This window comes from Lentilactobacillus kisonensis DSM 19906 = JCM 15041, assembly GCF_001434135.1.
Classification (GTDB): domain Bacteria; phylum Bacillota; class Bacilli; order Lactobacillales; family Lactobacillaceae; genus Lentilactobacillus; species Lentilactobacillus kisonensis.
The window spans coordinates 1-953 of the sequence record NZ_AZEB01000084.1 but is presented as its reverse complement, the minus strand read 5'-3'; the positions used below and the strand labels follow the sequence as shown (position 1 = coordinate 953).

Here is a 953-nt window from a genome sequence, read left to right as displayed (position 1 = left end):
CTACAACATTGAAGTTGTGCCTGGGAAGTTGTCAATTACGGCAGATTACAAGGTCACGGTTAATTATGTCGACGAAAAGGGTCATCCAGTGGCCCCAGCCACGACTAAGGATGGTTTGAAGACTGGTGCCGATTATACTTCCAACGCGATTGTCGTTCCGAAGTACTACTTGATCCAGTCACCAACGAATCCCAACGGGAAGATCGCCACGGGCGACGTTACTTTGAATTACGTTTATCGGTTGATTGGCAAGTACGTTATCACGCCACCAACGGGTAAGGGTGATGTCACTAACAGTATTTATCCAAACGATCCGAAGAATCCGGCGGCGATTTTGACGCCAACCACGGCGATTGTCCCTTACATCAAGGGTTACAATGCGGTTTCTGGTGGCAAGTCCCTGACGCTCTTTGATCCGAGTGACCCAACCAAGGGTTACTTAGCGCCAACCGCGCCATACGCAGCGCCGGATAAGGATACGTACATCACGTATCAGTTAGCGACCCAGCCAACGACGCCGGTGCAACCAACTAATCCGGTGCAACCAACAAACCCAGTTCAACCAACGACGCCGAACCAGCCAACCCAACCGGCTCAACCAACGCAGCCAACCACGCAACCGACTCAGGAACCAAACCAGCCGACAACACAGCCGAAGAAGCCAAGCACGACGACAACGACGCATCAACCAGCTAAGCCTGGGAAACGGCCAACCGCCAAGCAGACGGCTAAGACCACAGCGCAGGCCAAACGGTCAACTGGTCGAGTAAAGACGCAACGGTTGGCTAATGAACCCGTGAAGGTTGCCGGGGTATTTGGACCACGCACATTGAATCAAACTAAGCAACCATCAGCTTCAAAGCAATCCAAGTCAGCCAATCAACTGGCCGCTAAACGGTTGCCGCAGACTGGTGATCAAGCGAATAATGACATGGCGCTTCTAGGCGTCATCG

The 953-nt window shown here is 52.6% G+C and carries 1 protein-coding gene; it reads left to right on the top strand.

The features are described from left to right. Window positions 1-953 (top strand): MucBP domain-containing protein (locus FC98_RS13760; protein ID WP_191982012.1); only part of this gene is annotated, 953 nt, incomplete at both ends.